We start from the raw sequence: 23,882 nt of genomic DNA, 5'->3' as shown, positions 1-23,882 counted from the left end.
GCAGGGGCGGGACCGTGCCGTCCCGGAGTGGCGAAGGAGCCGTGGGATGGGTGCCGTGGATGCCGAGCGTGCCGCGTATGACGTGGGGTTTGTCGCGAGGACGGGGGCCGGGGGCGGTTCCGGGGACGAGAGCGGGGCGGGCGCCGGGGCGGCCGTGCCCGGCTTCGCCCGGCGCGTCGCTGCCGTCGGGGGTTCCCCCGTTCGGGACATCCTCGCCGTCACCTCGCGTCCCGAAGTCGTCAACTTCGCGGGTGGACTGCCCGCGCCCGAGCTGTTCGACACGGAGGGGATAGCGGCCGCCTACCGCGACGTGCTCGCCGAGTCCGCGGGGCGCGCGCTGCAGTACGCGACGACCGAGGGCGAGCCGGTGCTCCGGGCGGCGCTCGCGGCGCGGTACGGGGCGCGCGGGCTGCCGACCGGCGCGGACGGAGTGCTCGTCACCACGGGGTCGCAGCAGGGGCTGTCGCTGCTCGCCACCGCGCTGCTGGAACCGGGGGACGTCGTCCTGGTCGAGGACCCCTGCTATCTCGCGGCGCTCCAGGCGTTCCGGTTCGCGGGGGCGCGGGTGGTGGCCGTGCGGGGCGACGCGCACGGGGTGGATCCGGTGGCGCTGGAGGAGTCGGTGGTACGGCACCGGCCCAAGCTCTTCTACACCGTGCCCACCTTCCAGAACCCCACCGGGCGCACGCTCCCCGCCGAGCGGCGGGCGGCCGTCGCCTCCGTCGCAGCCCGGCGCGGGCTGTGGATCGTCGAGGACGACCCGTACGGCGAACTCCGCTTCGAGGGCGACCGGGTGCCGTGGATCGCCTCGTACCCGGGCGCCGAGGACCGTACCGCCCTGCTGGGCTCCTTCTCCAAGGTCATGGCCCCCGGGATGCGGCTGGGCTGGCTGCGCGCGCCGACGGGGCTGCGGCGGGCGTGCGCGGTCGCCAAGCAGGCGGCCGATCTGCACACGCCGACCGTCAACCAGCTCGCGGCGGCGCGGTATCTGGCCGACCGCGATCTGGACGCCCATGTCGCCCGGGTCGCCGACGCGTACCGGGAGCGGCGCGACGCCATGCTCGCGGGTCTCGCCGACGCGCTCCCGGAGGGCTCCACCTGGAACCGTCCCGAGGGCGGCATGTTCCTGTGGGCCCGCCTCCCCTCCTCCCACGACACCGGCGCGCTGCTCCCGCGCGTCGTCGCGCGGGACGTGGCGTACGTGCCCGGGGCGCCCTTCTACGCCGGTGAGCCCGACCGGTCGACGCTGCGGCTGTGCTTCGTGACGCAGACACCGCAGGAGATCCGTGAGGGGCTGCGGCGGTTGGGGGCGGGGTTGCGGGGGTGAGGCGTCGGAGGACTGGTCCTGCCGCCGTCAGGGGCGCGGGGCCTTCTCGCCGTGCATGGCGGTGTATTCGGCTGCCAGCCACGGGCCGAGGTCGTCGATGAGCGTCCCGAGCACCGCCGGGTCGGGTGAGGGCGCGCGGCCGGTCGATGCGGCGACACGCATCTGCGCGGCGCGCTCGGGGTAGTAGCGGCCGAAGAGCTCGGCGGACCGGTCGAGGTCGCTGGTCCAGCCGTTCCATCGGGGCATGACCAGGGTGAATCCCGTGCGGACGAGGCGGCGGCCGACGAGACGGCTGAGGCGCCGGTGATCGGCGTCCGTGGTGGCTTCGGCCGCTTCGGCACGCCAGCGGGGGAGCACGCGGGCGAGGTCGCCGTTGGTCTCTCGCGCGAGCAGGGCTGTGGGGCGGTATCGGGGCAGTTGCCGCGCGAGGTCGGGGCCCAGCAACGGGGTGCAGAGGCAGGCGATGAAGAAGCCGCCGTCGTGACGTTCGAGGTCGCTGAGGAGAACCCGAGTGCTGGACAGCAGGATCCCGACGCCGTCGATCTGCGGGAACGCGCGGTCGAGTGCGGCCTCGATCGCTGTGGCGTCGACCCGGTCGGCATCGGTGGGCTCGTCGTGGAGGGCGAGTTGGAGGTCGAGGTCGGAGACGCCGGGGGTGGCGGTGCCGCGGGGGATGCTGCCGTAGAGGTAGGCGCTGTGCAGGCGCCGTCCGCCGAACGTCTCCGTGAGGTGAGCGCGGGCGGCGTCGACGACGGGGACGAACGCCGCCGACACGCGGCCCAGCGCGCCTTCGCGGGCGATCGTTCCGTCGCGGTCCAGTCCTCGCTCATCCATGTTCACCATGGGGCCACTGTGCCGTGTGCCGGGGCACGCCGCCGAGCGGATTTCGGTGCGGCCTCAGTCCCACCAGAAGGACCAGAGGGGGGCGCCCAGGAGGGTGTGGGCGTAGGAGTCGCGGGTGCCGTCGGGTGTGCCCTGCCAGATGTTGTCGGGGCAGAAGGCGAAGTGTTCGGCGGCCACGGCTTCGGCCTCGGCCTCGGTGGTGGGCGGGGCGGCGACCGAGAGGACGAGCTGGTCGAAGGTCAGGGCGACGACGCGTATGCCGAAGCGGTCCTCCCAGGAGCGCAGGACCGCGCAGAGCCTCGCCACGTCGTTCTCGTGGTTCGTCGGGCCGGTCCAGCCGATGGCCGCCGGGATGTCGGCGCTGCGGCGGGCGGGGACGAGGGCGAGGCGCGGGTCCTTCAGCCGTGCGGGGTCCTTGACGAGGGCGTCGGCCGTCTCGGCGGCGAGGGTGTCGGGGTCGGGCGCCGCGTCCGGGGCGGAGGCCGGGGGCAGGGCGAGGCCCGGCCACTCGGGGTCCTCGACGGTGGCGTACGCGTCCCAGAACTCGGCCAGGACCTCGTCGGCGTCGTGGTCGCCGGGGTAGGACATCTCGCCGGGCATCAACTCCCACTCCGCCGGACCGCCCTGGCGGTCGCCGACGTCCAGCAGCACCGGGAGGAGGCCCACCGTGCGGCGGGCGGGCTGGACGGCTGCCCAGGCGCCCGGTGTCGCCGCCTCGTCCGCGCACCACAGCAGCGGTTCGTGCCACGGGCCGTCGTCCGTCGTGTCGATCAACCTCCCCTGCGGGAGCGGGATCTCAAGCCCGAGCACACGCCCGCTCGGGTCGGCCGCCAGCTGGGGCAGCGGGTTGGGAAGTGTCGCCATGGGTGTGACTGTAGGGGCCACCACTGACAGCGGCCCGGCCGTGCTGCCCCGAAGGGCACTGCCCGAAGAGACGATTTTGGTCAACTCGGCCGAAAAATAAGCAGTACAGCTCCGTCGGCAAGGGCCCCCTCGTGAAGAAGCAGGCCATCACCAGCTTCGCCGGGCAGAAGTTCGGCGCCCGCCTCTCCGACGGCTGAGCAGCGCCGCGAGAGGGAAACGGAGAGCGGGCCGCCGGTGTACGGCGGCCCGCTCTTCTTCTTCGTTCTCGCGCTCTCGCCGGTCGGCGTCAGAGCTTGTCGGGCGTCCTGATGCCCAGCAGGGCCATGCCCCGGTGCAGGGTGCGGGCCGTCAGGTCGACCAGGAACAGACGGTTCTCCACCTGCGCCGGGGTGTCGGCCTTCAGGACCGGGCACTGGTCGTAGAACGCGGTCAGCAGGGTCGCCAGCTTGAAGAGGTACGCGGCCAGCTTGTGCGGCTCGTACGACTCCGCGACCTCGGCCACGGTCTCGCCGAACTGGTCCAGGTGCAGGCCCAGCGCGCGCTCGGCCGGGGCCAGTTCGAGCTCCGGGTGGGCGGCCGGGCGGGCCTCGCCCGCCTTGCGGAGGATCGACTGGATCCGGGCGTACGCGTACTGCAGGTAGACGGACGTGTCGCCGTTCAGCGAGACCATCTGGTCCAGGTCGAACTTGTAGTCCCGGACGGCGGAGGTCGAGAGGTCCGCGTACTTGACGGCGCCGATGCCGACGTAGCGGCCGTTCTCCACGATCTCCTGCTCGGTCAGGCCCACCTTCTCGGCCTTCTCCCGGACGACGGCCGTGGCGCGGTCGATCGCCTCGTCGAGCAGGTCGACCAGACGGACCGTCTCGCCCTCACGGGTCTTGAACGGCTTGCCGTCCTTGCCGAGGACCGTGCCGAAGGCGAGCTGGAACGCCTTGACGTCCTCGTCGTTGAGCCAGCCCGCCCTGCGCGCGGTCTCGAAGACCATCTTGAAGTGCAGGGACTGGCGGGCGTCGACGACGTACAGCAGGGAGTTCGCCTTCAGGTTGAAGACGCGGTCCCGGATCGCGGACAGGTCGGTGGCCGCGTAGCCGTAGCCGCCGTCGGACTTCTGCACGATCAGGGGGACCGGGTTGCCGTCCGGGCCCTTGATGTCGTCGAAGAAGACGCACAGCGCGCCCTCCGAACGGACGGCCACGCCCTGCTCCTCCAGGAGGCGGCAGGTCTCCGCGAGCATGTCGTTGTAGCCCGACTCGCCGACGATGTCGGCGTCCCGGATGTCCATGTCGAGCTTCTCGAAGACGGAGAAGAAGTAGATCTTCGACTCGTCGACGAACTTCTGCCACGTGGCGAGGGTGTGCGGGTCACCGGCCTGGAGGTCCACGACCCTGCGCCGGGCCCGCGTCTTGAACTCCTCGTCGGAGTCGAAGAGCTTCCTGGCCGTCTTGTACAGCCGGTCCAGGTTGGACATGGCGGCCTCGCCGGACGCCTGGAGGTCGCCGTCGGACTCCTTGTGGTCCAGCTCGTGCGGGTGCTCGTCCAGATACTGGATGAGCATGCCGAACTGGGTGCCCCAGTCGCCGATGTGGTGCCTGCGGACCACGTTCTCGCCGGTGAACTCCAGGATCTGCACGACCGCGTCACCGATCACGGCGGACCGGAGGTGACCGACGTGCATCTCCTTCGCCACGTTCGGCTGGGCGTAGTCGATGACCGTGGTGCCGGGGCGCTCCGCCGTGGGGACGCCGAGCCGGCCGGTGTCGTCCGCGTACCGCGCGGCGAGGTTCTCGGTGATCGCGCCGTCGGAGAGGGTGATGTTCAGGAAGCCGGGGCCGGAGACCTCGATCTCCTTGATCAGCTCGCCGGACTCCACCTGGGCGACGACCTGGGTCGCCAGCTCCCTGGGGTTGGCCTTGGCCTTCTTGGCCAGCGCGAGGATCCCGTTCGCCTGGTAGTCCGCCCGGTCGCTGCGTCGCAGCAGCGGGTCCGCGTCCGCGGTCGGCAGGGTGGCCGAGAGGGCGGTCGCGAGGCGCTGGTGGACGGAGGCGGTGAGGGACGTGACCGAAGCCATCAGGGGGAGCCGTTCTCCTCGGGGTACGGGTGGATGTCGTTCAGTATCCCACGGGGGTAAAGGGGTTTTTCTGCGGTGCCTCGGGGGGAGCGGGGTGCGGGTCTCGTCGGCGGGTGCGGGTGTCTGGGGCTTCTCGCGCAGTTCCCCACGCCCCTGAAAGGCCAGGCCCTGCGGGCCTGAAAGCTTGCAGGGCCGCGGGTTGGAAAGCACGGGGCGCAGCCCCGGCTTTCCAGGGGCGCGGGGAACTGCGCGATCAGCCCCCACCGGAGCCGCACCCGCCCACGTACCCGTACCCCCGAGTTATTGGGCGCCCGGTTCGACCCACGGAGTGAAAGGCTGGGAGAATGGCGCGGTCGCCCGGGACCGTAACCGGCGGCCATGGAAACTCCAGGAAAAAGAGGACGTGCCGATCGTGGCTCAGAGCACCGAGACCACCGACTGGGTCTCCCGTTTCGCGGATGAGGTCATCGAGGAGTCGGAGCGTCGGGCCCCGGGCAAACCCGTCGTCGTCGCGTCCGGGCTGTCGCCGTCCGGCCCGATCCACCTCGGCAACCTCCGCGAGGTCATGACCCCGCACCTGGTCGCCGACGAGATCCGCCGCCGTGGCCACCAGGTCCGGCACCTCATCTCCTGGGACGACTACGACCGCTACCGCAAGGTCCCGAACGGCGTCGACGGCGTCGACGGCTCCTGGGCCGAGCACATCGGCAAGCCGCTCACCTCCGTGCCCGCCCCCCAGGGCTCCGCCCACCCCAACTGGGCCGAGCACTTCAAGGCGGCGATGGTCGACGCGCTCGCCGAGATGGGCGTCGAGTTCGACGGGATCAGCCAGACCGCGCAGTACACCTCCGGGGTCTACCGCGAGCAGATCCTGCACGCCATGAAGCACCGCGGGGACATCGACGCGATCCTCGACCAGTACCGCACCAAGAAGGCCCCGGCGAAGAAGCAGCAGAAGCCGGTCGACGAGGCCGAGCTGGAGGCCGCCGAGGGTTCCGGCGCCGCCGGCGAGGACGACGGCAGCTCCGGCACCGCCGGGTACTTCCCGTACAAGCCCTACTGCGGGAGCTGCGGCAAGGACCTCACCACCGTCACCGCCTACGACGACGACACCACCGAGCTGACCTACACCTGCACCGCCTGCGGCTTCTCCGAGACCGTCGCGCTGAACGAGTTCAACCGCGGCAAGCTCGTCTGGAAGGTCGACTGGCCGATGCGGTGGGCGTACGAGGGCGTCGTCTTCGAGCCCAGCGGCGTCGACCACTCCTCGCCCGGGTCCAGCTTCCAGGTCGGCGGGCAGATCGTCGGGATCTTCGGCGGTGAGCAGCCCATCGGGCCGATGTACGCCTTCGTCGGCATCAGCGGCATGGCCAAGATGTCGTCGTCCAAGGGCGGTGTGCCCACGCCCGCCGACGCCCTGAAGATCATGGAGCCGCAGCTGCTGCGCTGGCTCTACGCCCGTCGCCGGCCCAACCAGTCGTTCAAGATCGCCTTCGACCAGGAGATCCAGCGGCTCTACGACGAGTGGGACAAGCTCGACGCCAAGGTCGCGGACGGTTCCGCGCTGCCGGCCGATGTCGCCGCGCACTCCCGCGCGGTGCGCACGGCCGCCGGTGAGCTGCCCCGCACGCCCCGCCCGATGCCGTACCGGACCCTCGCGTCCGTCGCCGACATCACCGCGGGCGCCGAGGACCAGACGCTGCGCATCCTCAGCGAACTCGACCCCACCGACCCGCTCTCCGGCCTCGACGAGGTGCGGCCGCGGCTCGACAAGGCCGAGGCCTGGATCAACACCCAGGTACCCGCCGACCAGCGGACCATCGTGCGCGAGGAGGCCGACGCCGAGCTGCTGAAGTCCCTCGACGAGGCGTCCCAGCAGTCGCTGCGGCTGCTGCTCGACGGGCTCGCCGAGCACTGGTCGCTGGACGGGCTGACGCACCTCGTCTACGGCGTGCCCAAGGTGCAGGCCGGGTTCTCCGCGGACGCCACGCCCAAGGAGCTGCCGCCGGAGATCAAGACCGCCCAGCGGTCGTTCTTCGCCCTGCTGTACCACCTGCTCGTCGGGCGGGACACGGGGCCGCGACTGCCCACGCTGCTGCTGGCGGTGGGGCAGGAGCGGGTGCGGCGGCTGCTCGGGGAGTAGGGCCTACGGGACTACGGCGATGGGGGCGTCCGGTTTTCACCGGGCGCCCCCATCGCCGTATGCGCGCGGGTCAGGCTATGTGGTCGTCCTGCAGTTCCGCGGTGTGGCGGTTCTGGAAGCGCAGCACCATGCGCTTGGCCTCGGCGTCCAGGACGGAGACGCCGTAGGTCATCTCGACGTTGTCACTGAACTCGCGGGGCGTCGGGTAACCGCTTCCGGGGACTATCGACTGCTTGAAGACCTGGTAGAACGACTCCTCGTCCGGGGCGGGGGGTTCCGGGGTGCCGCCGCCCTCGCCCAGCTCGCGGGTGCGGCCGGGACCGGCGGGGATGGGGAAGCTGCCGGTCTCCTCCCCAGAGGACTCCGAAGACTGGGGTTCGGGGCCCTGGAGTTCCGGTGCCTCGAACTGCTGCTGCTGGAAGCGGGGGTCCCGGGGGTCCGGCTGGAGGCGGCGGTACTGCTCGTTCTGCTCGTACCCCTCGTACTGCTGCGGGTCCTGCTCCTGCTCCTCGTACCAGTCCTCGTACTGTTCCTCCGGGTCGTACGACGGGTCGTAGCCGCCCTGGTAGGGGACCTCCATGGGGTGGCGGGCGTGGAGCCAAGGGCTTTCGTCGACCGGGGGTGCTTGGTCGGCGTAGCTCTGTTCCTGCTGCCCGGTGTTTTCCGGCCGCTGCTGGGTGGGGGTGCTTTCCAGTTGGGGGCGCTGCTCGCTGGGAGGTGCCGCTGCGCCCACCCCTGCCGCCCCAGCGGCACGATTGCCCGCAGCCAGGTCGACCTCGACCTGCCGTGCCGGTGGCAGGACCGCTGGTTCTATGCCTGCCGCGGCCAGGCCCGCCGGGGCCGTTTCCGCCAGGGGGACGCCGTAGCGGGCCAGGCGCAGCGGCATCAGGGATTCGACCGGGGCCTTGCGGCGCCAGGCGCGGCCGTAGCGGGAGCGCAGGCGGGCCTGGTAGACGAGACGTTCCTGCTCCAGCTTGATGACCTGGTCGTAGGAGCGGAGCTCCCACAGCTTCATACGGCGCCAGAGCAGGAAGGTGGGGCCCGGCGAGAGCAGCCAGCGGGTGAGGCGGACGCCCTCCATGTGCTTGTCGGCGGTGATGTCGGCGATCCGGCCGACCGCGTGCCGGGCCGCCTCGACCGCGACGACGAACAGGATCGGGATCACCGAGTGCATACCGACGCCCAGCGGGTCCGGCCAGGCCGCCGCACCGTTGAACGCGATCGTCGCCGCCGTCAGCAGCCACGCCGTCTGGCGCAGCAGCGGGAAGGGGATGCGGATCCAGGTCAGCAGGAGGTCCAGGGCGAGCAGGACACAGATGCCCGCGTCGATACCGATCGGGAAGACGTAGGAGAAGTTCCCGAAGCCCTTCTGGACCGCCAGTTCCCGGACCGCCGCGTACGAACCAGCGAAGCCGATCCCGGCGATGATGACGGCGCCGAACACGACCACGCCGATGAGAACGCGGTGCATTCGAGTCAGCTGCATTGGCGCGGCCACCCGTACTCCCCTCCCCTTGCGTGTTGTTGCGCGCAACAGAGTGGCACATGTGTACGGCAAACGGGTTGCCGGATGGCAACGAGCCCGGCCCCCGCGGGGACCGGGCTCCGGCGAACTGCCAGGTGAACGGCGGCTACGACTTGCTCTTCCGGCTGCCGGAGGTGGACGAACCCGAGTCCGAATCGGAATCCGAGCCACCGTCCGCGTCCGAACTGATGTCCGCTCCGGAACCGCCCGACGACGACGCCTTCGTCCCGCCGTCCGACGGTGCCTTCGAAGCGCTCTTCGAAGGCGACGACGACGGCGACGCGTCCGAACCGTCGTTCGCGTCCTCGACCGCCTCCACGACGTCCTCGACGGCGGACTTCGCGGACTTCAGCAGCGCGGCCGCGTCCGGTGTCTTCTCACCGGCCAGACCGGCGCCGTTGTAGTCGAGCGTGATGACCACGTTCTCCGTGCGCACCACGACCGTCTGCTGCTTGAAGGTGTCGCCGTCCTTCTTCAGGTCGTACTTGACCACCGTCGCCTGGTCGCCCAGACCCGTCGCCGGCTCCGTCTTGACGTTCTTCGCCCCGTCCACGGCCTTCGCCGCGGCCACCTTCGACTCCATCGCCTTGGCCGCGCGGTCCTCGCCCGGACCGTTCGCCGCGTCCGACGCCAGCAGGTGCAGGGAGACGCTCAGCCAGCGGTACTGGGAGCCGTCCACACCGTTGTTGTCGAGGCTGATCCAGCGGCAGTCGCCGCTCACGTTCGCCTCGGCCTTGTTGATCGCCTTGCCGGACTTCACGCCCTGCGGCACCACCGACTTCAGCGTCTTGGCGGGGAACACCTCGCACGCGTCCGGCAGCACCGCGTACTTCGCCGCGACGACCTCCGGCGTGGCGCTCTCCTTCACCGACTGGTTCGCGCCCGCCGGCGTCTCGTCACCGGAGGCGCCGTCGGAGCCGGAGTCCGACGAGCAGCCGACCGCCAGCAGCATCACCGGCACGACCGCCGCGCCCGCGAGGACCCGGGCCCGGCCCGGACGCCCACGCCGTCCGACTCGCGTCACCCGCACCGAAGGCGCGACGCGCGGCGACTGATGCTGATCTGACTCTGCGGCTCGTTGCATGGTTCCTTCACAATCGGAGACATTCGGACACCTGTGGATTGGTTCTCCGAGAGGCCACCGTACGCGGTGAAGAAGAAGTGCGGTTCTGGTTCGGGTGGTTCACGTGTGGGCCCGAACCACCCCCGAACGCCGCTCAGTCGTCGAACGCCTCCGCCAGCCGTTCCGCCAGATTCCGGGCCCTGTCCTGCATTTCCTCGCTGTCCGGCACCGCCGTCGTGGTCGCCGGCTGCTCCTCGTACTCCACCGTCACGATCACGTTCGACGTGCGGAACACCACAGTCACCGTGCGCTGCCCACTCGTGCCGAGCGCGTCGTCGAGGAAGGCCTCGTCGCCGAGACCGTCCAGCGTGCGCGGCTGGAGGGAGGCGGGGGTCCCGGAGGTGGAGGGAGTGGCGGATCCGGCGGTTCCCGACGAACCCGACGAACCGGATGAACCAGCGGTGTTCGACGTGTTCGATGAGCCGGAGGAAGGGGATGCCGAGCCGGACGCGGAGGCCGAGGGGTTCGCCGACGCCTCCTCGGTGCCGTCCCCCGTCGTCCCCGTCCCCTCCGGCTCGTCCGTCTCCTCGTCGGTCCCGTCGTCGTCCCCGTCCGGGACGGTCGGGGTTGGCTCCGGCAGGTCGGCCGCCTCGACCTTCCCGCCGTACACCTCCTGCGCCTTGCTGTCGTCGCTGACCGCGTTCTGGTACGACCCGATCCGCTCGAAGTCGACGAAGAGATAGTGGGTGGCGTCCCCGGACTCCACCTTCCAGCGGCAGCCGGCCTTGCGGTCCGTGTCGTACGTCTGGGTCGCGTCGCCCTCGTACGCCTGCTCGCGCTGGGCGGCGTCGGGGAGTTGCCCGATGCCGGGCAGGAGGGTGTCGAGGGCGTCCTGGCCGACCGAGCCGCAGGGTTCCGGGAGCGTGTCGTAACGGCCGGGCTGGGCGACGGTGGCCGAGGTGGTGGCCTCGCCCGGGCGGGGGTCGTCGGGGGAGGCGTCGTCGCTCGATCCCGTGCACGCGGCCAGCACTGCCGCGAGGAGCACGGCGACGCCGGGTACGTACGCCTTCCGCTGCACGGTGGGGCTCCTCTCGACGGGTCCCTCGGGACGCCTGCGCAGTTCTGCCTGTGGTTATTCACTTGCCGCCCGGGGGTGACCCCCGGGCACCATGTGTATCGCACGCACTGCTGTGAACGCCGGTCCGGCATCCCTTTCGTAGACCTTGGCGACGGTTTTGCGTTCTGTGAACTTGAACGGTTTTCCGGGGGAATGAGGGCGAAATGTCGTATGTCGAGATACCGGGCGCGAAGGTGCCCATCCGCATGTGGACCGACCCCGCGTCGGTGGAGGAGGGGGCGCTCCAGCAGCTGCGCAACGTCGCCACGCTCCCCTGGATCAAGGGCCTCGCCGTCATGCCCGACGTGCACTACGGCAAGGGCGCGACGGTCGGGTCCGTCATCGCCATGCGGGGGGCCGTGTGTCCGGCGGCGGTGGGGGTGGACATCGGCTGCGGGATGTCGGCGGTGAAGACGTCCCTGACGGCGAACGACCTGCCGGGGGACCTCTCGCGCCTGCGGTCGAAGATCGAGCAGGCGATCCCGGTGGGCCGGGGGATGCACGACGCCCCCGTCGACCCGGCCACCCTGCACGGCTTCACCGCCGGCGGGTGGGACGGGTTCTGGGGGCGGTTCGACGGGATCGCCGACGCGGTGAAGTTCCGGCGGGATCGGGCGGCTCTGCAGATGGGGACGCTTGGAGCGGGAAATCATCACCTTGAAGTCTCATTCGATACTGAGGGTGCTGTCTGGCTCACACTCCACTCCGGATCTCGGAACATCGGCAAGGAACTGGCCGAGCATCACATCGGTGTGGCCCAGACGCTTCCGCACAATCAGGGCCTGGTCGACCGTGACCTTGCCGTCTTCGTCTCGGACACTCAGCAGATGGCGGCTTACCGCCACGACCTCTACTGGGCTCAGGAGTACGCGAAGTACAACCGCTCGATCATGATGGCGCTCCTCAAGGACGTGATCCGCAAGGAATTCAAGAAGGCCAGGCCGACCTTCGAGATGGAGGTCAGCTGCCACCACAACTATGTGGCTGAGGAACGATACGAGGGCATGGACCTGCTCGTGACCCGCAAAGGTGCAATCAGGGCGGGGGCCGGTGACCTGGGGATCATTCCGGGCTCCATGGGGACGGCCACGTACATCGTCAAGGGGCTCGGTAATGAGAAGGCGTTCAACTCGGCCTCGCACGGCGCCGGTCGGCGCATGAGCCGCAACGCAGCCAAGCGTCGCTTCTCCACGAAAGACCTGGAAGAGCAGACGCGAGGCGTGGAGTGCCGTAAGGACTCCGGTGTCGTCGACGAGATCCCTGGTGCCTACAAGCCGATCGAGCAGGTCATCGACCAGCAGCGCGACCTCGTGCAGGTCGTGGCGAAGCTGAAGCAGGTCGTGTGTGTGAAGGGTTGAACTACGCGAGGGGCCCGAGCCTTCGTTGGCTCGGGCCCTTGGCTCACTGTTCGCTGGCCGGTAGCGGAACTTGACCAGTACGCAGGCGCCAGAGGCGCAGACTACAGCTCTGGGCGGTCCTTCCGAGTCTCTCGCCTGCTGCCTTCGGACTGCTCAGTTCCAGCAGGATCCGGTCTTCGTGCCGACCCCAGGGGCGTTTCGTGTAGGCCGCCCTCATGCCCACAGGGCGTTCCCAGGATGCGAGTGAGTCGGCGACGTTGTGTTTGCGCTGCAGGGCCAGGCAGCCAGGGTAGTAGAGGTGGGCGGCCAGTCGCTGGGCCAACTCCATGGTGTACAGGATGTTGTAGATGCTGTCCCGAATGTTGCGCTTGAGGGTTCGTTCGGCGCCTGTGATCTCTTTCGCGTACTGGCACAGGTACGTGCCGATGGCCGTGCTGGTCGTGGTGAGGGAGATGAAGGGGAAACCCTTGGCTGTATATCCGACCGAGCCGTCGGCGTCGATCACGCCTCGAAGGTAGTCGAGACGCGAGAACTCACCGCGAGGCGGGGACACCGTCGTCGACTTGCGGCCATAGGGCAGGCCGAGGTCGTTGAGACGGGTTCTGGCTTCGAGGGAGCACAAGCTCCACGTGACTGAACTGTGGGTTTCGGCGAAGTTCGTGGAACGTACCCGCTCGGTGATACTGCTGTAGTACGGCGTCAGCTTCTGGAACCGCCGTAGGAGTTCGACGTCTTGAGCGGTGATTTCGACTGTGAGACGCCCCTTCTGGCCCAGTCCCTTGGCCAGATGCCCGTCCATCTGCAAGAAGCCGAACATGTACGCGTACGCGGGGACCGTGAGGTCCATGAACTCCGTAGCGTTAGGCTCGCATTCAGCCACAGGGAAGCTCCACTTCCGTGCTGGTCAGGCCCTCGGTCCGGGATGCCGCCCGGCCGAGGGCCGTCGTGTTGATGTTGTGGCGCGAGCCTAGGTCGGGAGTTCGGGCGGCGTGTGAGTGATCGAGAGGGTTCACCCTTGTGAGTTATGGCCGTGCGAAGCTACTGGCATGGTGATCGCCCGCTCCGCCGCCCTCTTCGTGCTGGCCGCGTTGTTCGAGATCGGTGGGGCCTGGCTGGTGTGGCAAGGGGTGCGGGAGCACCGGGGGTGGGTGTGGGTCGGGGCCGGGGTCGTGGCGCTGGGGGCGTACGGGTTCGTGGCGACGTTCCAGCCGGACGCGCACTTCGGGCGGATCCTCGCCGCGTACGGGGGGATCTTCGTCGCCGGGTCGATCGCCTGGGGGATGGTCGCGGACGGCTACCGGCCCGACCGCTGGGACGTGACGGGCGCGCTGATCTGCCTCGCGGGCATGGCCGTGATCATGTACGCGCCGCGCGGGGGGTGACGGCGGCTGTCGTCGCCTACGACGGCTGTCGATTAGGGCGGCCGTCGGTCAGGACGGCTGTCGGTCAGGACGGCTGTGCCAGCTCCTCCGGCAGGAGGCCGAGTTGGTTCAGGAATTCCAGCTGGTCGAAGTAGAGCCGGTAGCTGGTGATCTGGCCGTCCCGGACGGTGGCGAAGTCCACGCCGCGGATCCTGATGTTCCGGTGGGTGGCGGGGATGGACGTACCGTCGGGGAACGCCAGCGGGCCGGTGTTGGTGCCGCTGTAGATGCCCTCGTCGATGGCGGTGTCGCCGACCTCGAAGGAGGAGAGCGACTCGAACCTCGCCTCGGGCACGGCGTCGGTCATCTGCCGCCAGTACTCGGCGATGGCGTCCCGGCCGTGGAGTTCTCCACCGTCGGGCGTGTGGGCGACCGCGTCCTCCGCGAAGAGGTTCCCGACGGTCTTGGGGTCCTGGTGCGTGGTGAGCGCCTCGGTGAGCTGGTCCATCAGCTCGCGCGCCTGTCCCATGATCCACCTCCTGTACCGGGGATCACCTCTCTCATTGTCCCACCGCCCGCCTATCCTGGCCGGGCAGAGACCGACGTTCGATTCGCACCGCCCCAGGAGCAGCTCATGGCCACCGCCGTACCGTCCGCCGCCTCCCGCATCGCCGTCGTCACCGGGGCGAGCAGCGGGATCGGCGCCGCCACGGCCCGGCAGCTCGCGGCGGCCGGGTACCGGGTCGTGCTCACCGCGCGGCGCAAGGACCGCATCGAGGCGCTGGCCGAGGAGATCAACCAGGGCGGCGGGCAGGCCACGGCGTACGCCCTGGACGTCACGGACCGCGCGGCGGTGGACGAGTTCGCGACCGCGTTCAGGACGATCGGCGTGCTGGTCAACAACGCGGGTGGCGCGCTCGGCGCCGACCCGGTGGCCACCGGTGATCCGGCCGACTGGCGCACGATGTACGAGACGAACGTCATCGGCACGCTCCATGTCACCCAGGCCCTGCTGCCCGCGCTGACCGCGAGCGGTGACGGCACGGTGGTCGTGGTGTCGTCGACGGCCGGGCACGGGACGTACGAGGGCGGTGCGGGCTATGTCGCTGCCAAGCACGGCGCGCACGTCCTCGCGGAGACGTTGCGGCTGGAGATCGTGGGGACGCCGGTGCGGGTGATCGAGGTCGCGCCCGGCATGGTCAAGACGGACGAGTTCGCGCTGACCCGCTTCGGCGGCGACGAGGCGAAGGCGGCGCGCGTCTACGAGGGCGTCGCCGAGCCCCTGACCGCCGACGACGTCGCCGACACGATCACCTGGGCGGTCACCCGGCCCAGCCATGTCAACGTCGACCTGCTCGTCCTGCGCCCGCGCGCGCAGGCCTCCAACACCAAGGTCCACCGGGAGCTGTGATGGCGATCGAGGGTGCCCCGACTCCCGACGGCGACCTGACTCCCGACGGCGACCTGACGCCCGAGAAGCGCCGGCTCGCGGAGGAGAAGAGGAACGAGCGGTACGTGTGGTGGTACCTCGGGTACTTCCTCTTCGGCATCCACATCGTCGCCTTCGTGATGATCTACGCGGTCCTGCACGCGAAGTAGCGACAGGACCGCCGCCGGCAGCTCAGGAATAGAGGAGAGAGGGCACACGTTCAGGGGTATAGTTGAATCGTAAACAACCTGGAGGGTGGCAGCGATGATGCAGTTCGGGATCTTCAGCGTCGGTGATGTGACGCCGGACCCCACCACGGGCCGGACGCCGACCGAGCGCGAGCGCATCAAGGCGATGGTCGCGATCGCGCTGAAGGCGGAGGAGGTCGGCCTCGACGTCTTCGCCACCGGTGAGCACCACAACCCGCCGTTCGTGCCGTCGTCGCCGACCACGATGCTCGGCTACGTCGCCGCGCGCACCGAGAAGCTGATCCTCTCCACCTCCACCACCCTCATCACCACCAACGACCCGGTGAAGATCGCCGAAGACTTCGCGATGCTCCAGCACCTGGCCGACGGGCGCGTGGACCTGATGATGGGGCGCGGGAACACCGGGCCGGTCTACCCGTGGTTCGGGCAGGACATCCGGCAGGGCATCAACCTCGCCGTCGAGAACTACGCACTGCTGCGCCGGCTGTGGCGCGAGGACGTCGTCACCTGGGAGGGCAAGTTCCGCACGCCGCTCCAGGGCTTCACCTCCACGCCCCGCCCGCTGGACGACGTACCGCCGTTCGTCTGGCACGGCTCCATCCGCTCGCCCGAGATCGCCGAGCAGGCCGCGTACTACGGCGACGGGTTCTTCCACAACAACATCTTCTGGCCGGCCGACCACACCAAGCGGATGGTCGAGCTGTACCGGCAGCGGTACGCGCACTACGGGCACGGCACGCCCGAGCAGGCGATCGTCGGTCTCGGCGGGCAGGTCTTCATGCGGAAGAACTCGCAGGACGCGGTCCGGGAGTTCCGGCCGTACTTCGACGTCGCGCCGGTCTACGGCAACGGGCCCTCCCTGGAGGACTTCGCCGACCAGACGCCGCTCACCGTCGGCTCGCCGCAGCAGGTGATCGAGAAGACGCTGGCGTTCCGCGAGTACGCCGGTGACTACCAGCGGCAGCTGTTCCTGATCGACCACGCGGGGCTGCCCCTGAAGACCGTGCTGGAGCAGCTCGACATGCTCGGCGAGGAGGTCGTGCCGGTGCTGCGGGAGGAGTTCGCGAAGGGGCGGCCGGCGGACGTGCCGGACGCGCCGACCCACGGGTCGCTGCTGGCCGCGGCGGGGAAGCGGGACGCCGACCAGCGGGACGCGGAGAACAAGGACGCGGAGAAGAAGGAGAGTGTGTCGTGAAGCTCGTCGTCGTCTCGGCGGGGCTGAGTGTGCCCTCGTCCACGCGGCTGTTGGGCGACCGGCTCGCCGCCGCCGTGGTCGGGCAGGACGCGTCCGTCGAGGTCCAGGTCGTCGAACTGCGGGACCTCGCGGTCGAGATCGCGCACAACTTCACCAACGGGTTCCCGGGCCGGAAGCTCGCCGCCGCGTCGGACGCGGTGGCGGGGGCCGACGGGCTCGTGGTCGTCACGCCGGTGTTCTCCGCCTCCTACAGCGGGCTGTTCAAGTCCTTCTTCGACGTGCTGGACCGGGACGCGCTGGCCGGGAAGCCGGTGCTGATCGCCGCGACCGGGGGGTCGGCCCGGCATTCGCTGGTGCTGGAGCACGCGTTGCGGCCGTTGTTCGCGTACCTGCGGGCCGTCGTGGTGCCCACCGGGGTGTACGCCGCGTCCGAGGACTGGGGCGCGGAGGGGTTGGCCGGGCGGATCGAGCGGGCGGCGTCCGAGTTGGCCGGGTTGATGGCTGGGCTCTCCCGGCGGGTGGCTCCGCCGGTCGAGCGTGAGACCGGCCCCGCTACCGCGACCGGCACCGAGGGGTTCGTTGTTGTTCCCTTCGAGGAGCAGTTGGCGGCGCTTCGGGGCTGAGATGCGCCGTTGGGGGGCGGTCGGAGTCAGGCCGCGCGCTGGTTGTGGTTGCTCGCGCAGTTCCCCGCGCCCCTGAAGGGCACGGGTGTGGCCCTCTTCCACGTACGGACCTTTCGCCGTAGCCAGGCCTTCGCCCTCGTCGAGCCCCGTTCCCAGGTGCGCTGGAGCCGCGTTTCGCGCAGGTCCGTGAAGAGGAGTTCGTACTTGGTGACGATGGGGGCCGGGTCGTAGCGGTGGGCGCTCGCCAGGGCCGCTCGGCCCATGGCGCGGCGGAGGGACGGGTCCGCGGTGAGGTCGAGGATGGCTTCGGCCAGGGCGTGCGGGTCGTCGACCGGGACGAGGCGGCCGTCGACGCCGTCGGTGATGATCTCGGCGGGGCCCAGCGGGCAGTCGGTGCTGACGACCGGGACCCCGCAGCGCATCGCCTCGACGAGCGTCATGCCGAAGGATTCCGCGTCGGAGGCGCTGACCACGATGGAGGCCCGCGCGAACTCCTCCTCGATGGGGGTGTGCGGGCCCATCAGATGGGCCCTGTCGGCGAGACGGAGCTCCTGGACGAGGGTCTCCAGGCGCTCCTGCTGCTTGCCGCCGCCGTAGATGCGCAGCTGCCAGTCCGGTTCCTTCGAGGCGACCCTCGCGAACGCCTCCAGCAGCAGGTCGAAGCGTTTGCCGCGGGCGAGGCGGCCGGCGGCCGCGATGACGGGGGCCGTGACGTCCGACGGGGCGACCTGGGCCTCCGGGACGATGTTGGGCACCGACATCACCCGTACGCCGGGCAGTTTCATCCGTGCGCGGTACACCGCCGCGTCCGCCCGCGTGGTCGTGACGACCGCGTCCAGGGTGCGGTAGTGGCGGGCGAGGACCTTGCGGAGCTGCTTGGAGTGGGCGTCGTGGCGCAGGTGTTCCTGGGCGATGCGCAGGGCGCGGCGGGGCGCGAAGCGGGCGACGTAGACGTTGATGCCGGGACGGGTGCCGATGACGACGTCCGCGTCGCAGCGGGCCAGGTACTTGCGGACCCGGAGGTCGGTGAGGCGGCTGTACTGGCGGTGCCGCTTGTCCTCGGCCGGGAAGTCCGTCGCGGGCTGCGCCTGGGCCGGATCGCGCAGGTCGGGGCTGTAGGGACGGATGTCCACCAAGGGGACGAGCGTGACCCGCGGATCGACCTTGAAGCGGGGTTCCTCCAGGTGACGGGCCATCGAGGCGATCTCCACGTCGTGGTGGTCCGCGAGCGCCGACGCCAGGTTCAGCGTCGTACGGACGGTGCCGCCGATGGCGTACGCGTTGTGCAGCAGGAACACGATCTTCATGCGGCGGCTCAAGGCTCTACCTTCCCGACGGCGTGAGCGGTGCGGTGACGCAGTTGTGCGGAGGTGGTGTTGTTGTCCGATGTTGTGGTCGGTGGTGCTGGTTTGGCTGGTTCGGACCCTTTGTACTCCATCTGCTCGCTCTGCCCGGGTTCCCGTGCGGCGGGGTGTCACACGGACACGCTGCTCCCGGGGAGTAAGCCGGACGCCGGGACGGGGTGAGAGGCCGGTAAGAAGGGCGGTCCGGCGCCTCCGACGAGGTGGTGGGCGCCCGTGACCTTGGCAGACTGGTGGGGTGCCCCAGAACGTGCTGCTCGCCGAGGACGACCGCGCCATCCGCCATGCCCTGGAACGCGCGCTGACCCTGGAGGGGTACGAGGTCACGGCGGTCGCCGACGGCGTCGAGGCGCTCGCCCAGGCGCACCGCAACCGGCCCGACGTGCTCGTGCTCGATGTGATGATGCCCGGCATAGACGGCCTCCAGGTCTGCCGGGTGCTGCGCGCGGAGGGTGACAGGACGCCGATCCTGATGCTCACCGCGCTCGTGGAGACCGCAGACCGGATCGCCGGCCTCGACGCCGGAGCGGACGACTACGTCGTCAAACCGTTCGACGTCGAAGAGGTGTTCGCGCGATTGCGGGCGCTGCTGCGGCGCACGGGCGGTTCGGACGGGTTCGCGGCTCCGGCCCCGGCGCCGTCGTCGGCGGCCGCGGCCCAGGCGCCGGCCGCGGCCCCGGAGTCCGGTGGGCTCCTCACGGCCGCCGGGCTGCGCATGGACGTGCAGGCGCGGCGGGCGTGGCGGGGGGCGCGGGAGCTGGAGCTGACCCGGACCGAGTTCGACCTGCTCGAACTGCTGGTCCGCAACGCCGGCATCGTCCTCGACCACGCGACCATCTACGACCGGATCTGGGGCTACGACTTCGGTCCCGGCTCCAAGAACCTCGCCGTCTACGTCGGTTATCTGCGCCGCAAGCTCGACGAGCCCGGGGCACCGGCGCTGATCCACACCGTGCGGGGTGTGGGGTACGCGCTGCGGGAAGACTGAGTGCGGCGCGCGATGCCGCCGCTCCGTGGCGTCCGGGTGTCCCGGCTGCTCTCCCGGCTGCGTCCGGTTCCCTCGCTGCGGGCCACGTTCACCGTGTCGTTCGTGGCGGTGGCGTGTGTCGTCACCGTCCTCGTCGGGATCCTCAGCTACAGCGCGGCGGCGCGGCTGGTGCGGGTGGACGAGCAGACCGTGTTCGCCGAGGTCGTGCGTGATCTGCGGGAGCTGGTGGAGCAGGACCCGCTGACGCCGGAGGACTTCGCGCCGAGCGACAGCGGTGGCCCCCGCGACGACCTGAACCGCTCCGGCCGGACGGACGTCCAGGTGCTCGGCCCGCACGGGGAGATCCTCGACAAGGGCGCCCCCGGCCTGCCCGTCCGTGACGCCGACCGCCGTACGGCCGACGCGGCCCTGGCGGGGGTGACGGTCGAGCACGGCGAGGTCGAGGTCGGCAACGACCGCTACCGGGTGGTGACCGTCGCGCTCGGCGGCGGCCGGGGCGCGGTGCAGGTCGCGCAGGAGTTCAGCGACACGGAGGACCTGCTGCGGGAGTTGCAGCAGCGGACCCTGCTGTTCGTCTCCGGTGTCGTCATCTCGGCCGGGCTGTTCGGGTGGTGGCTGGCGCGGCGGCAGACCCGGCGGCTGGTGCAGCTGGCGGGGGCGGCGGAGGACGTGGCCCGGACCGGGCACCTCGGCATCCAGGTGCCGGTCGCGGGCCGGGACGAGGTGGGCCGGCTGGGCCGCTCCTTCGACCGCATGCTGGTCCGGCTCGCACAGTCGGAGGAGGACCAGCGGCGCCTGGTCCAGGACGCGGGACACGAACTGCGCACGCCCCTCACGTCCCTGCGTACCAACATCTCCCTGCTCCGGCGCATCGACGAGCTGCCGCCGCGGGTACGGGAGGAACTCGTCGACGACCTCTCCCAGGAGGCCCTCGAACTGACGGACCTGGTGAACGAGTTGGTCGACCTGGCGGCCGGGCAGTCGAGCACCGAGCCGGTGCAGCGGGTGCAGTTGGCCGACCTCGCGGAGGACGTCGCCGGGACCGCGCGGCGGCGCACCGGGCGCGAGATCGTCGTCCGGGTGGCCGGGGACACGACCGTCGAGGGGAGGGCCGGGGCGCTGCAGCGGGCCATCTCCAACCTGGTGGAGAACGCGGCCAAGTTCGACCGCGGCGGCTCGGGGACGATCGAGGTCGTGGTCGCCCGGGGCTCGGCGGGGGCCCTCGGTGAGCTGGGCGGACCGGGTGAGCGGGGGGACCACGGCGACCTGGGCGGGCTCGCCGGTCCGGGCGGACCCGGCCACGCCTCGGACGTGGTCCGCGTCGAGGTCCTCGACCGGGGCCCCGGCGTCCCCGACTGCGACCTCGAACGCATCTTCGACCGCTTCTACCGGGCCCCCGACGCCCGCAGCCTTCCCGGTTCGGGCCTCGGCCTCTCGATCGTCCGAGCCGTCTCCGCCGCCCACGAGGGCGCCCCGTTCGCCTTCCGCCGCGAGGGCGGAGGGCTGGTGACCGGCTTCACGGTACGAGGGGTCGCCGACGGCGGAGGGACCGGCGGCGGCGCCGGGGGACGGGGCGGGGGACGGGCCGGTTGACGGTACGTGCCGGTGTGCGACGGGCGACGAGGTGGGCGGGGCGCGGGCGGCTCGGGCCGGGGCGGTGGTTCAGGTCGCCGGGCGGGTCGCTCCCGCGCTCCAGCGGCCGAGCACCGGCTCGCTCAGGGTGCGGGCCGTCCAGCACAGGGTCTGGCCGTGGCGGGTGAAGAGTTCGTCGCGGTCGTCGAAGTGGCCGAGGTCGGCGACGACCCGGGCGGAGAGGTCGCAGGCGGTGCCGGATCCGGTGCCGGATCCGGTGCCGGCCTCGGTGCCGCAGGCGTCCCAGCGGACGCCCGTACGGGCCACCGCGTCGAAGAGGGTCTCCCCGCCCTTGTTGGCGAAGCCCTCGTCGTCGCCGCCCGGGGTGGGGAAGCCGAAGAGTTCGCCGATGGGGACCCAGGCGCCGCTGATCCTGAACTCCGGCCAGGCCAGCAGGACCTGCTCCGGCACGAACGGCTTCAGCCGAGGGAACCGCGGATACCAGAAGGTCCCGTCCACCAGCAGCCCGCGCACCCGCGTCCGCACCCGGACCGCCCGCGCGACCGCCTCCAGCGCCGCCATCCGCTGACTGCACGAGCCGCGCCGCAGCCGCAGCGTCCGCGACACCGGTCGGCGGTCCTCCACCGAGTACACGGGCCGTACGTCCCGGGCGATGATCCGGTGCGCGGTCCGCAGCGCGTCACGCGGTGTGGCCTCGTTCAGCACCCTGCGCGCGACCGCCCCGACCAGCGGGTCGTCGTGGTCCAGGATCTGCGTGGCCCGGGTGGAGCCGAGCACGCCCGTGGGCTCCCGCACCGTCACCGCGGCCCGTTTGACCTGCGCGTTGTAGGACATGAGCAACCGACTGGTCATGACAGTTCCGTCCCCGTACCCGTGGTGTTCGCGCTCCCTCGGGAGCGCCGCCCGCCCCCTGCGGGCGCCCTCCCGCCCATCATCACATGGCCCTCCGACCGCCTCGCGAACCACTCAGGGTGAGGGTCGGGCCGGAGCTCCCCAGCCGAGGGCGACGCGCTTTCGTAGTACTTCCACCGACCCCATTGCGGCGGCGTGAACGGGCCGACTACGGTCATTCCTGCGCTCACGGAGAGTGCTCGAACCATTACTCAGCTGTGCCGCAGGGTTACTTGTTTGTGCCGCCAGTCGTCAGCGCGCCCCGGGCCGTCGACACCCGAGGAGGAGCCACAGACGCGGTAGGGAGGCGAGCAATCCCTTCTCGTCGCAATGGAGTTGATCACCCGTGACCGAAACCGCCCGTAGTCTCCGCGCCCCGTTCCCCAGTGCCGCCCCCTGGCCCTCGCCCGCGGCGACGACGTACACCCTGTTCTGTCCGTCCCTCGACACCTCCCCGCTCATCGCCCGCGACTTCGTCGCCACCGTCCTGCGCGCCCTCGGCCTCGACACCCTCGTCGACGCGGCCGCCCTGTGCACGTCCGAACTGGTCACGAACGCCTGTGTGCACGCCAAGGGGGGAGGATCGGTTCTCTGGCTGTCGGTGGAGACCTGGCGCGTGCGCGTGATCGTCTTCGACGGGGACGAGAGTCCGCCGGTCATGCGGGAGTTGACGCCGGGCGGCTGGGAGGAGGGCGGACGCGGGCTCTACCTCGTGGACGCTCTCACCGAAGGGCACTGGGGCACCGCCGCCGCCCTCCCGGACGGCGGCCACCTCGTCCACCCCGACGGCAAGGCGGTCTGGTTCGACCTGGCGGCACCGAGCGCCTCCCTGACCAGGTAAAGCGCCCGCGCGGCCAAATCCGTTTGTGGCCGGTCCCGTTCGCGTATTACATGCCGGGGGCCGAACGAAGGGTGGCCGCATGCGGAGCAGGGCCGGGTTCATAGCGGATGCGTACGGACTGGGAGGCGGGGCCTGGGAGTTGGTGCCCGTCGCCCGGGGAGCCCTGGGGCAGATCTGGCGGCTGTCCGGGGGCGACGGGGTGTGGGCGGTCAAGGAGTTGCTGTTCGGGTGTGACGAGGAGCAGGTCGCTCGGGAGGCCGGGCTGCGCGACGCGGCGGAGGGACTGGGGATCTCGGCGCCACGCTTCCTCGCGGACCGCCACGGGGCGTATGTGTCACGGCTCCCGGAGTCGATGGGCGGGGCGTACGTGAAGGTGTACGGCTGGGTGGACGGGAGCGAGGCGGACCCCCGTGACCCGGAGCTGCTCACCTGGTGCGGGCGGACGCTCGCGCTGCTGCACCGGGCCGGGGAGGGGACCGGGGAGACCCCGAACGACTGGTACGAGCGGTGTCCCGGGCCGGCGGAGTGGGCTCGGGTGTGCGAGGCGGCACGGCGGGCCGGGATGCCGTGGGCGGCGGCGCTGGAGCGGTTCGCGGCCACTCGGGCGGAGGAGCTGGCGGCATACGTCACCCCGTCCGGGGGCGGCGACACCGTGACCTCGCATCTCGACATGCGGCCGCAGAACGTGCTGGTGGGGCCGGCCGGACCCGCCCTCCTCGACTGGGACAACGCCGGGCCCGTCTCGGCGGAGCGGGAACTCGCCCGGGCCGTCCATGTGTGGGCCGGCGGGAACGACTTCCGCGCCGCGTCCGCCCGGCGGCTGGTGCGCGGCTACGTGGCGGCCGGAGGGCCCGGGCGTATCAAGGGCGTGGAGTCGTTCTCCATGCTCTTCGCGACCGAGCTGAACTATGTGCGGGTGCAGGCCGAGTGCGCGATCGATCCGGAAGTCACCGCAGCACAGCGGGAGTTCGCGAGCGGACAGGTCGTGGAGCTGCTGGCCGAGGGCAGGCTGCCGGATCCCGCGGCCGTCGACCGGCTGGTGGTCGCCCTTGCCCCCGAGTGGTGACCGAGCGGGGACCGGCC

General features: G+C 70.9%; 22 protein-coding genes. 12 read left to right on the top strand and 10 right to left on the bottom strand.

Annotated elements, in window-relative coordinates:
• Positions 1 to 46: 46 nt before the first annotated feature.
• On the top strand, positions 47 to 1,327 hold the full coding sequence (locus tag ACZ9QC_RS16875; RefSeq protein ID WP_472920868.1) for an aminotransferase-like domain-containing protein: 1,281 nt from the start codon (positions 47 to 49) through the stop codon (positions 1,325 to 1,327).
• A gap of 27 nt (positions 1,328 to 1,354) precedes the next feature.
• On the opposite strand, the gene ACZ9QC_RS16870 is transcribed toward ACZ9QC_RS16875, so the two are convergent.
• The 3 genes from ACZ9QC_RS16870 to argS form a co-directional block, all read right to left on the bottom strand.
• Positions 1,355 to 2,161: a nucleotidyltransferase gene (locus ACZ9QC_RS16870; RefSeq protein ID WP_472921715.1), complete on the bottom strand. Its 807-nt coding sequence runs from the start codon at positions 2,159 to 2,161 to the stop codon at positions 1,355 to 1,357.
• 63 nt (positions 2,162 to 2,224) lie between these two features.
• Complete coding sequence (locus ACZ9QC_RS16865; RefSeq protein WP_472920867.1) at positions 2,225 to 3,034, bottom strand: DUF4253 domain-containing protein; 810 nt, start codon at positions 3,032 to 3,034, stop codon at positions 2,225 to 2,227.
• 286 nt (positions 3,035 to 3,320) lie between these two features.
• The gene (gene argS, locus ACZ9QC_RS16860; RefSeq protein ID WP_472920866.1) at positions 3,321 to 5,102 is read right to left on the bottom strand and encodes an arginine--tRNA ligase; all 1,782 of its coding nucleotides are present in this window, start codon (positions 5,100 to 5,102) and stop codon (positions 3,321 to 3,323) included.
• A gap of 403 nt (positions 5,103 to 5,505) precedes the next feature.
• Here argS and lysS point away from each other — a divergent pair, with 403 nt between their 5' ends.
• The gene (gene lysS / locus ACZ9QC_RS16855) at positions 5,506 to 7,245 is read left to right on the top strand and encodes a lysine--tRNA ligase (protein WP_472920865.1); all 1,740 of its coding nucleotides are present in this window, start codon (positions 5,506 to 5,508) and stop codon (positions 7,243 to 7,245) included.
• 70 nt (positions 7,246 to 7,315) lie between these two features.
• Here lysS and ACZ9QC_RS16850 read toward each other — a convergent pair whose 3' ends face one another.
• From ACZ9QC_RS16850 to ACZ9QC_RS16840, 3 genes are all read right to left on the bottom strand, one after another.
• Positions 7,316 to 8,716: a DUF2637 domain-containing protein gene (locus ACZ9QC_RS16850; RefSeq protein WP_472921714.1), complete on the bottom strand. Its 1,401-nt coding sequence runs from the start codon at positions 8,714 to 8,716 to the stop codon at positions 7,316 to 7,318.
• A 160-nt stretch (positions 8,717 to 8,876) separates the two neighbouring features.
• A complete protein-coding gene (locus ACZ9QC_RS16845) occupies positions 8,877 to 9,794 on the bottom strand; it encodes a hypothetical protein (protein WP_472920864.1) in 918 nt (305 codons plus the stop codon).
• Between the two features lie 193 nt (positions 9,795 to 9,987).
• Complete coding sequence (locus tag ACZ9QC_RS16840) at positions 9,988 to 10,911, bottom strand: DUF3558 domain-containing protein (RefSeq protein ID WP_472920863.1); 924 nt, start codon at positions 10,909 to 10,911, stop codon at positions 9,988 to 9,990.
• A 203-nt stretch (positions 10,912 to 11,114) separates the two neighbouring features.
• Between ACZ9QC_RS16840 and ACZ9QC_RS16835 the strand changes: the two genes are divergently transcribed.
• Positions 11,115 to 12,308 carry an RtcB family protein gene (locus ACZ9QC_RS16835; RefSeq protein WP_472920862.1) on the top strand — a complete coding sequence of 398 codons (1,194 nt, stop codon included), beginning with the start codon at positions 11,115 to 11,117 and terminating at the stop codon, positions 12,306 to 12,308.
• A 43-nt stretch (positions 12,309 to 12,351) separates the two neighbouring features.
• Here ACZ9QC_RS16835 and ACZ9QC_RS16830 read toward each other — a convergent pair whose 3' ends face one another.
• Positions 12,352 to 13,155 (bottom strand): LAGLIDADG family homing endonuclease, encoded by an 804-nt coding sequence (locus ACZ9QC_RS16830; RefSeq protein WP_472920861.1) that lies wholly within the window; start codon positions 13,153 to 13,155, stop codon positions 12,352 to 12,354.
• A gap of 199 nt (positions 13,156 to 13,354) precedes the next feature.
• Between ACZ9QC_RS16830 and ACZ9QC_RS16825 the strand changes: the two genes are divergently transcribed.
• Positions 13,355 to 13,690: a YnfA family protein gene (locus ACZ9QC_RS16825; protein ID WP_472920860.1), complete on the top strand. Its 336-nt coding sequence runs from the start codon at positions 13,355 to 13,357 to the stop codon at positions 13,688 to 13,690.
• Between the two features lie 64 nt (positions 13,691 to 13,754).
• Here ACZ9QC_RS16825 and ACZ9QC_RS16820 read toward each other — a convergent pair whose 3' ends face one another.
• Positions 13,755 to 14,198: an ester cyclase gene (locus ACZ9QC_RS16820; RefSeq protein ID WP_472920859.1), complete on the bottom strand. Its 444-nt coding sequence runs from the start codon at positions 14,196 to 14,198 to the stop codon at positions 13,755 to 13,757.
• A 105-nt stretch (positions 14,199 to 14,303) separates the two neighbouring features.
• Here ACZ9QC_RS16820 and ACZ9QC_RS16815 point away from each other — a divergent pair, with 105 nt between their 5' ends.
• From ACZ9QC_RS16815 to ACZ9QC_RS16800, 4 genes are all read left to right on the top strand, one after another.
• Positions 14,304 to 15,080 (top strand): SDR family NAD(P)-dependent oxidoreductase, encoded by a 777-nt coding sequence (locus ACZ9QC_RS16815; protein WP_230219383.1) that lies wholly within the window; start codon positions 14,304 to 14,306, stop codon positions 15,078 to 15,080.
• A complete protein-coding gene (locus ACZ9QC_RS16810; protein WP_472920858.1) occupies positions 15,080 to 15,268 on the top strand; it encodes a hypothetical protein in 189 nt (62 codons plus the stop codon). The genes ACZ9QC_RS16815 and ACZ9QC_RS16810 overlap by 1 nt, the downstream gene beginning before the upstream one ends.
• A 97-nt stretch (positions 15,269 to 15,365) precedes the next feature.
• Entirely contained in the window at positions 15,366 to 16,502 is a 1,137-nt protein-coding gene (locus ACZ9QC_RS16805) for an LLM class flavin-dependent oxidoreductase (RefSeq protein WP_472921713.1), read from the top strand.
• Positions 16,499 to 17,125, top strand: a complete 627-nt coding sequence (locus ACZ9QC_RS16800) for an FMN reductase (RefSeq protein WP_472920857.1) — start codon at positions 16,499 to 16,501, stop codon at positions 17,123 to 17,125. The genes ACZ9QC_RS16805 and ACZ9QC_RS16800 overlap by 4 nt, the downstream gene beginning before the upstream one ends.
• 26 nt (positions 17,126 to 17,151) lie before the next feature.
• Here ACZ9QC_RS16800 and ACZ9QC_RS16795 read toward each other — a convergent pair whose 3' ends face one another.
• Positions 17,152 to 18,432: a glycosyltransferase family 4 protein gene (locus tag ACZ9QC_RS16795; protein WP_472921712.1), complete on the bottom strand. Its 1,281-nt coding sequence runs from the start codon at positions 18,430 to 18,432 to the stop codon at positions 17,152 to 17,154.
• A 292-nt stretch (positions 18,433 to 18,724) separates the two neighbouring features.
• On the opposite strand from ACZ9QC_RS16795, the gene ACZ9QC_RS16790 reads away from it, so the two are divergent.
• Positions 18,725 to 19,474 (top strand): response regulator transcription factor, encoded by a 750-nt coding sequence (locus ACZ9QC_RS16790; protein WP_472920856.1) that lies wholly within the window; start codon positions 18,725 to 18,727, stop codon positions 19,472 to 19,474.
• 12 nt (positions 19,475 to 19,486) lie between these two features.
• A complete protein-coding gene (locus tag ACZ9QC_RS16785; protein WP_472920855.1) occupies positions 19,487 to 21,067 on the top strand; it encodes a HAMP domain-containing sensor histidine kinase in 1,581 nt (526 codons plus the stop codon).
• A 69-nt stretch (positions 21,068 to 21,136) separates the two neighbouring features.
• Here ACZ9QC_RS16785 and ACZ9QC_RS16780 read toward each other — a convergent pair whose 3' ends face one another.
• The gene (locus ACZ9QC_RS16780; RefSeq protein WP_472920854.1) at positions 21,137 to 21,919 is read right to left on the bottom strand and encodes a transglutaminase domain-containing protein; all 783 of its coding nucleotides are present in this window, start codon (positions 21,917 to 21,919) and stop codon (positions 21,137 to 21,139) included.
• 385 nt (positions 21,920 to 22,304) lie between these two features.
• Between ACZ9QC_RS16780 and ACZ9QC_RS16775 the strand changes: the two genes are divergently transcribed.
• Together ACZ9QC_RS16775 and ACZ9QC_RS16770 are read left to right on the top strand one after the other, a co-directional pair.
• Positions 22,305 to 22,799 (top strand): ATP-binding protein, encoded by a 495-nt coding sequence (locus tag ACZ9QC_RS16775; RefSeq protein WP_472920853.1) that lies wholly within the window; start codon positions 22,305 to 22,307, stop codon positions 22,797 to 22,799.
• A 79-nt stretch (positions 22,800 to 22,878) separates the two neighbouring features.
• Positions 22,879 to 23,865 carry a phosphotransferase enzyme family protein gene (locus ACZ9QC_RS16770; RefSeq protein WP_472920852.1) on the top strand — a complete coding sequence of 329 codons (987 nt, stop codon included), beginning with the start codon at positions 22,879 to 22,881 and terminating at the stop codon, positions 23,863 to 23,865.
• The last annotated feature ends 17 nt before the right edge of the window (positions 23,866 to 23,882 follow it).

This window comes from Streptomyces sp. HUAS MS02, assembly GCF_055702265.1.
The sequence above is the reverse complement of the archived record's forward strand: the minus strand, read 5'-3'. Positions and strand labels throughout refer to the sequence as shown.